General features: G+C 67.6%; 8 protein-coding genes. 5 read left to right on the forward strand and 3 right to left on the reverse strand.

The window, feature by feature from the left end:
- Positions 1 to 241: 241 nt before the first annotated feature.
- Genes ACKOED_RS05940 through mtnA form a run of 5 tightly spaced genes read left to right on the forward strand, consistent with a single transcriptional unit; the run spans position 242 to position 6,274 of the window.
- A complete protein-coding gene (locus tag ACKOED_RS05940; RefSeq protein ID WP_408915660.1) occupies positions 242 to 1,096 on the forward strand; it encodes an ABC transporter permease in 855 nt (284 codons plus the stop codon).
- Positions 1,093 to 1,887, forward strand: a complete 795-nt coding sequence (locus ACKOED_RS05945) for an ABC transporter permease (protein ID WP_408915661.1) — start codon at positions 1,093 to 1,095, stop codon at positions 1,885 to 1,887. Before ACKOED_RS05940 ends, ACKOED_RS05945 begins: the two co-directional genes overlap by 4 nt.
- A gap of 13 nt (positions 1,888 to 1,900) precedes the next feature.
- The gene (locus tag ACKOED_RS05950; protein WP_408915662.1) at positions 1,901 to 3,064 is read left to right on the forward strand and encodes an acyl-CoA dehydrogenase family protein; all 1,164 of its coding nucleotides are present in this window, start codon (positions 1,901 to 1,903) and stop codon (positions 3,062 to 3,064) included.
- On the forward strand, positions 3,061 to 5,151 hold the full coding sequence (locus ACKOED_RS05955; RefSeq protein WP_408915663.1) for an acetate--CoA ligase family protein: 2,091 nt from the start codon (positions 3,061 to 3,063) through the stop codon (positions 5,149 to 5,151). Before ACKOED_RS05950 ends, ACKOED_RS05955 begins: the two co-directional genes overlap by 4 nt.
- Positions 5,152 to 5,167: 16 nt before the next feature.
- Positions 5,168 to 6,274, forward strand: a complete 1,107-nt coding sequence (gene mtnA / locus ACKOED_RS05960; RefSeq protein WP_408915664.1) for an S-methyl-5-thioribose-1-phosphate isomerase — start codon at positions 5,168 to 5,170, stop codon at positions 6,272 to 6,274.
- A 22-nt stretch (positions 6,275 to 6,296) separates the two neighbouring features.
- On the opposite strand, the gene ACKOED_RS05965 is transcribed toward mtnA, so the two are convergent.
- The 3 genes from ACKOED_RS05965 to ACKOED_RS05975 form a co-directional block, all read right to left on the reverse strand.
- The gene (locus ACKOED_RS05965; RefSeq protein ID WP_408915665.1) at positions 6,297 to 6,524 is read right to left on the reverse strand and encodes a formate dehydrogenase subunit delta; all 228 of its coding nucleotides are present in this window, start codon (positions 6,522 to 6,524) and stop codon (positions 6,297 to 6,299) included.
- A gap of 5 nt (positions 6,525 to 6,529) precedes the next feature.
- On the reverse strand, positions 6,530 to 7,354 hold the full coding sequence (gene fdhD, locus ACKOED_RS05970) for a formate dehydrogenase accessory sulfurtransferase FdhD (protein WP_408915666.1): 825 nt from the start codon (positions 7,352 to 7,354) through the stop codon (positions 6,530 to 6,532).
- Positions 7,351 to 7,598: molybdopterin dinucleotide binding domain-containing protein (locus ACKOED_RS05975; protein ID WP_408915667.1), on the reverse strand; the 248-nt coding region annotated here is incomplete at its 5' end. The genes ACKOED_RS05975 and fdhD, both read right to left, overlap by 4 nt.

Genomic DNA, 7,598 nt, shown 5'->3' on the forward strand with positions numbered 1-7,598 from the left:
TGCCTCGGCATGACGCCGTCGAACCCGGAAGCCTACGGCATGTTTCCGTAAGCCATGCAGCCCTTTGCCGTCAACTCGGCGATGAAAATCGACAAGGTGATCTTCAACGATCCCGTGTGGTGGGCGGAAAAGGGCGGCGACGCCGTGAACGCCTTCCTCGACGCGATCGGCTGATCTTAGGAAACCCGGGCGCGCGCCGGCGGCATCCGCCGGGGCGCGCTCCCTGACGGCGCAGCACATCATGTCCGGCACGGCGGCAATGCCCCGCATCAATGTCTATTGGCTGCTCGTGGCGCCAGCCCTGCTGCTGGTGCTGGCGCTTTATGCCGCGCCGATCGTCAACGTGCTGCTGCTGAGCGTGACCGACCCGAAGCCGGGGCTCGGCAACTATTACAAGATCATCGAAAGCGACACCGTCTCGCGCCTGATCTTCACCACCATCCGCCTATGCCTGATCACCACGCTGGCCAGCGTCTTCCTCGGCTACATCATCGCCTATGCCATGCTGCACGCGCTGTCCGGCGTGCGCCAGCGCATGATGGCGATCCTGCTCATCGCCTTCTGGATATCGGTTCTGGTGCGCTCCTTCGCCTGGCTGATGCTGCTGGGCCACAACGGGGTTCTCAACAACGCGCTCATCGCCACGGGCCTGATCGCCGAACCGCTTCCCCTGATGCGCAATGAGCTGGGCGTCTTGATCGGCATGACCGAATACATGGTGCCCTATGCCATCCTGCCGCTGCTCGCCAACATGCAGGGCATCGATCCACGGGTAACCAGCGCCTCGCGCAGCCTCGGCGCCTCCAATGTGCAGACCTTCTTCCGCGTCTTCCTGCCGCTCACCCGGCCCGGCATCGTCGCCGCCTCGCTGCTCGTCTTCATCAGCTCGCTCGGCTTCTACGTGACGCCCGCGATCCTGGGCGGCGGCAAGGTGCAGATGATCGCCGAATATATCTCCGTGCAGCTTCTCGTCACCGTGCGCTGGGGAACGGCGGCGATGCTGGCCACCCTCATGCTGGCCAGCGTTCTGGCGCTCATGTATGTGCTGAACCGCTTCATGAAGCTGTCGGCGATCTTCGCGGGCGGCCCGCGATGACCGGCTCCCGCCTCCGCCGCGTCAACCACATCGCCGCCTGGACGATCCTGCTGATCCTGATCGTGCCGTCACTGGTGGCGATCCCGGTGTCGCTGACCTCGAAAACCTATCTCTCGCTGCCGTGGGACGGCGTGTCGCTGCAGCATTTCCACAACCTGTTCACCAGCGCGGAATGGCTGTCGAGCTTCGGCCAGAGCTTTGTGATCGCGCTGTGTTCGGCCGCTCTCGCCACGTTCCTCGGCACCCTTGCCGCCATCGGCCTGTGGCGCGTGTCGGGACGCTTCACCGAGGCGATCCGCGCTTTCCTGCTGCTGCCGCTGATGGTGCCGCCGATCATCTCGGCCATGGCCTTCTACCGCTGGTGGGTGCCGCTGGGCCTGATCGATTCCTACCTCGGGCTGATCCTCGCCCACACCATTCTCGCCATACCCATGGTGGTCATCACCGTCTCAGCCGCGCTCGCCAATTTCGATCTGAAGCTGGAACAGGCCTCGCGCAGCCTCGGCGCGCCGCTGGCCACCACCATTCGCCGCGTCATCCTGCCGGTGATCAGGCCGGGCATTCTGGCTGGCGCGGTGTTCGCCTTCATCCTCTCCTGGGACGAGATCGTGGTGGCGCTGTTCATTTCGAAATTCGACGTCTTCACGCTGCCGCGCCGGCTGTGGAACGGCATGCGCGAGAACACCGACCCGACGGTGGCCGCCGCCGCCGTTCTGCTGATCGCCATCACCCTGGTTGCCCTCGCCGCCCACACGCTGCTCACGCGGCGCAAGGCCGGGGACACCGCCTGAACCACCGGAGGACATGTTGAGTCTCGTCAATTCCCACGAAAACCGCCTGCTGCTGGAAACCGTCCAGGCCTTCATGAAGGCCGAACTGACCCCGCATGAGGATCTCGTCGACCGGCTGGGCGAGGTGCCTCTCGATCTCGGCCGCCAGATCGAAGCGCGGGCCAAGCAGGCCGGGCTCTATGCCGCGAACCTGCCGGAGGAGGTGGGCGGCGGCGGCCTGAGCCTTGAAGCCAAGACCATCATGGAGCGCGAATACGGCAAGACCAGCCACGCGCTGCACAGCTGGGCGGCGCGGCCCACCGAACTCCTGCTCGCCTGCGAGGGCGACCAGAAGGAGCGTTACCTCTATCCTTGCGTGAAGGGCGAGAAGCGCGAGCTCTTCGCCTTGACGGAACCCGAGGCCGGATCCGACGTGATGGGCATGAAGTCAAACGCCCGCCGCGACGGGCCTGACTGGATCCTCAACGGCTCCAAGCATTTCATCTCAGGCCCCGTGATGCCGGATTTCGCCATCGTCTTCGCGGCCACGGGCGTGGATGAAACGCCGCGCGGATCGCGCAAGCGCGTCACCGCCTTCTTCGTCGATGTCGGCATGCCGGGCTTCGAGGTCCGCGAGGGCACGCATTCGGTGAGCTACCGCGGCTACAAGACCTTCCAGCTCTCCTTCGACGATGTCCGGCTCGGACCCGGCCAGATTCTCGGCGAGGAAGGCCGCGGCCTGGAAATGTCCGGCCAGTGGCTCACCTATGGCCGCATCTTCGTCGGCGCCTCCTGCTGCGGCAAGGCGGAGCGGCTGCTGGGGCTTGCCGCCGAATGGGCCGCCAGCCGCAAGCAGTTCGGCCAGGCCATCGGCAAGTTCCAGGGCACCGGCTTCAAGCTCGCCGACATGGCGACCGAGCTGCGCGCCGCCGACCTGCTGGTCGAAGACGCGATCCGCCGCGCCAATGACGGCACGCTCACCGACGCCGACATTTCCATGGTGAAGCTCTACTGCTCCGAGATGGTCAACCGGGTGGCTGACAACACGGTCCAGATTTATGGCGGCATGGGCCTCATGGAGGAACTGCCGGTGCAGCGCCTGTGGCGCGACGCCCGGCTGGAGCGCATCTGGGACGGCACCTCGGAGATCCAGCGCCACATCATCTCGCGCGCCATTCTGCGGCCGCTCGGCGCATGACTCCGGGACGGCGCGCCAATCTGGCCCGGCTGCTGAAGCCCCGCCATGTGGCGGTGATCGGCGGGCGCGATGCCGAGGTGGTGGCCACCGAATGCGCCCGCATCGGCTTTGCCGGGCCATTCTGGCCGGTGAACCCGAAGCGCGGCCAGATCGGCGGGCACCGCTGCTTCGCGGCCGTCGAGGACCTGCCGGAGGCGCCCGACGCGGTGTTCCTGGCGGTGCCGCGGGAGGCGGCCATCGGCACGCTGGAAAAACTCTCCGCCATGGGGGCGGGCGGTGTCGTCTGCTACACGGCGGGCTTCGGCGAAACCGGCGAGGATGGCGCCGCGGCGGAGGCGCGGCTCGTCGCGGCGGCCGGCGATCTGGCGCTGATCGGGCCCAATTGCTACGGCCTCATCAATTACGTGGACCGCGTGGCGCTGTGGCCTTTCGCGCATGGCGGCTCCTGCCCGGGGCGCGGCGCGGCCATCGTCACCCAGAGCGGCATGCTGTCCTCCGATTTCACCATGAGCCAGCGCAGCGTGCCCTTCGCCTATATGGTCTCCGCCGGAAATCAGACGGTGCTGCGGCTTGAGGATTTCGTCGATGCGCTGGCGGAGCGCCCGGAGGTGGCGGCGATCGGGCTTCACATCGAGGGCCTGAAGGACGTCGAGGCCTTCGCGCGCGCCGCCCTCAAGTCTCTGCGCCTCGGCAAGCCCATCGTGGCGCTGAAGACCGGCACCTCGCGGCTGGGCGCCAGCCTGACGGTGAGCCACACCGGCTCGCTCTCCGGCACTGGCGAACTCTATGACGCGCTGTTCGACCGGCTGGGCATCATCCGGGTGACGAGCCCCGCCCAGCTTCTCGAAACGGTGAAATTCCTGTGCGTGGCGGGCGTGCCGCCCGGACGCCGTCTCGCCGGGCTCACCTGCTCGGGCGGCGGCGCCACCATGCTGGCCGATTATGCCGAGCGTCTGGGCCTCCGCTTCACGCCGCCCTGCCCCGCCACGGCGGAACGGCTGCGCCGCCAGCTGCCGGCCACCGCCACGGTGTCCAACCCGCTCGATTACACGACGCCGATCTGGGGCATTCCGGAAAAGACCCGGCCGGTGTTCGACACGCTGTTCGGCGATGGCCATGACGCGGCGGTGATCGTGCAGGACTATCCCGCCCCGGGGCTCGACGAGAGCAAGGTCTATTACCGGAACGACACGCTTTCCTTCATCGCCGCGGCCAGGCAGCAAGGCCTTGCCGCCGCGGTGTGCAGCACCATTCCGGAAAATCTCGACGCCGAAACGCGCGGCTTTCTGGTGGCCGAGGGCGTGGCCCCCATGCAGGGGATCGAGGAGTGCATGACGGCGATCGCCGCCGCCGCCTGGCATGGCGAGCGCCGGGCGGAGATCGCCGCCGATCCGCCGCCGCCGCTCATTGCCGCAACGGCGGCGATGGGCCAGCCGCGCCTGATGGATGAAGCCGCCGCCAAGGCGTTGCTCAGGGCGCGCGGCATCGCCGTTCCCAAAGGGCGCACCGCAACGGGGGCTGAAGCGGCGGCCGCCGCGGCGGAACTGGGTTTCCCCGTGGCGCTGAAAATGGTCAGCGCCCGGCTGCCGCACAAGACCGAAGCGGGTGCCGTGAAGCTGAACCTGCCCTCGCCCGAGGCGGTCACGGCCGCGGTGCGGCGGATGACGGCGGCGGTCACCGCCCATGATCCGGCGGCCGTCACCGATTGCTTCCTGGTCGAACGCATGGCGGCGGCTCCGGTGGCGGAACTCATGGTCAGCATCCGCCGCGATCGGCAATTCGGCCTCGCCATGACGCTCGCCACGGGCGGCGTTCTGGTGGAGGTGCTGGGCGATGCCGCCACCCTGCTCCTGCCGGCGACGCGGGGCGAGATGGCGCGCGCTTTGGGGCGGCTCAAGGTCAATCGCCTGCTCGACGGCTATCGCGGCCAACCCGCCGCCAGCCGCGAGGCCCTGCTCGACATGCTGGAGCGTCTCGCCAATTTTGCGGCCGATGACGCCAACCGGGTGATCGAGATCGAGATCAACCCGCTGTTCGCCGGGCCGCGGGACTGCGCCGTGGTCGATGTGCTATTGCATACCGGCTGACGCCGGAGACTTTGCAATGAATGTGAACGGACGCCACTACCGCACGATATGGCTCAATGACGATGGCTGGTCGGTGGGCATCATCGACCAGACCCGCTTTCCGCATCTGTTCGAAACCGTGACGCTGGCCTCGGCGGGCGAAGCCGCCACCGCCATCAGGGACATGCTGGTGCGCGGCGCGCCGCTGATCGGCGTCACCGCCGCCTATGGCGTGGCGCTCGCCATGCGCGCGGACGCCAGCGACGCCGCGCTCGCCGCCGCCTATGAGCTTCTGGTGAAGACCCGGCCCACTGCCATCAATCTCAAATGGGCGCTGGACGAGATGATGCGGAGCCTCAAGCCGCTTCCGCCCGCCGCCCGCGCCGCGGCCGCCTACCGGCGGGCCGCCGAAATCGCCGATGAGGACGTGGCGATCAACCAGGCCATCGGCCGCAACGGCTTCGGGATCATCCAGGCGATCGCCGCCGCCAGGCCCGGCAAGACCATCAACATCCTCACCCATTGCAACGCCGGCTGGCTGGCGACCGTCGACTGGGGCACGGCCACCGCGCCCATCTACACCGCGCATGATGCCGGCCTTCCGGTGCATGTCTGGGTGGACGAGACGCGGCCGCGCAACCAGGGCGCCTCGCTCACCGCCTGGGAGCTTCTGCATCACGGCGTGCCGCATACCGTGATCCCCGACAATACCGGCGGCCATCTGATGCAGCATGGGCTTGTCGATCTAGCCATTGTCGGCACTGACCGCACCACCGCGCAGGGCGATGTGTGCAACAAGATCGGCACCTATCTCAAGGCGCTGGCGGCGCATGACAATGGCGTGCCCTTCTATGTGGCGCTGCCCTCGCCCACCATTGACTTCAACGTGGTGGACGGTGTGAAGGAAATCCCGATCGAGCAGCGCGGCGGAAGCGAAGTCTCGCACATGACCGGCCGCACCGCCGATGGCCGCATCGAAACCGTGGAAATCGTGCCGCGCGGCTCGCAAGTGGCGAACTTTGCCTTCGACGTAACGCCGGCCCGTTATGTGACCGGCCTCATCACCGAGCGCGGGGTGATCGCCGCCAGCCGCGACGCCATCGCAAAAGCGTTTCCGGAACGGGCGGGGACCCGGAGCGGCTGACGGAACGGGAGGGGAACCGGCCTCAGGCGTCCGCCGTGTTCGGCCGCCTGATCAGCGGCGCGGCCTTGATGATCGCGGGGTCGAGGCCTTGGCCGCCTTCGTCGAGATGGGCGAACAAAGCCTGGCGCATATGGCGCTCCCAGAACTTGTTGATGTGCTCGGCGACATCGCGGGCCTCGGCCTCCGGCCCCGAGCCGTGGAAGAAGCCGGCGATCTGGTTCGCCATGCGGATCATGTCTCTGGTTTCCATGCTGGTCAGTCCTCGTCAAAAATCATGACGCCGCGGCTTGAAAGCGCGGCGAGTTTGAGCCCGGCCCCGCGCGCCAGCGACAGGGCGAGCGCGGTGGGCGCCGAAACCGTGGCAAGCGCGCCGATGCCGGCGATGGCGCATTTCTGCACCAGTTCGAAGGAACAGCGGCTGGACATGAGCACAAAGCCGTTCGCCGCGCCGCGGCCCTCGCGGGCCATGGCGCCGATCAGCTTGTCCAGCGCGTTGTGGCGGCCCACGTCCTCGCGCGAGAGAATGATTTCTCCGTCCACGGAGCACCAGGCGGCGGCATGCACCGTGCGGTTGACCCGGCTCATCGGCTGGTGGCGGGGAAGCTCTTCATAGGCGCGGGCCACCGCCCGCGGGCGCAACGGCACGGCGGGCAGCGCCCGGCCCGGCATGCGGATGGCGTCGGCGATCTCGGTGATCCCGCACAGGCCGCAGCCCGTGCGCCCCTCGAGGCTGCGCCTGGCCATGCGGCCGCGATTGAGGTTTTCTTCCGCGACCGAAAGGTCAACCGCGTAGCCCTGTTCGGCGGGCAGCACGAGGACCCGGGCGATGCCGGCGGCCCTCGCGACGATGCCTTCCGCTATCGCAAAGCCCACCGCGAAATCCTCGAAATCGGCGGGTGTCGCCATCATCACGGCATAGGCCGTGGAATTGAATTGCAGGCTCACTGGCACTTCGTCCGGCACCTGCCAGACGGTTTCAACGCCGCCCGCCAGCGTGTGCAGCGTTCCCTTCGCCGGCACCGAGGTGGCGGGGGCCGCGGCGCTCGCCAGCACCGGCTTTCTGGCGGTTCTCGCGATCACTCCGCGGCCACCATGCCTGAATCGATGCGCTTGTTCTCTTCCTCGCGCTCTTCCCATTCCTTCCGCCAGTCGGAAGGCTGGTTGGAGAGGGAAACCTGCACCGCCGTCACCTTGTAGTCGGGGCAGTTGGTGGCCCAGTCGGAATACTCCGTGGTGATGACGTTGGCGCGCGACTCCGGCTGGTGGAAGGTGGTGTAGACCACGCCCTGCGGCATGCGATCGGCAATCCGTGCACGGAGCGTCG

Origin of the sequence: Aestuariivirga sp. (genome assembly GCF_046093005.1) — a bacterium.
GTDB lineage: Bacteria > Pseudomonadota > Alphaproteobacteria > Rhizobiales > Aestuariivirgaceae > Aestuariivirga.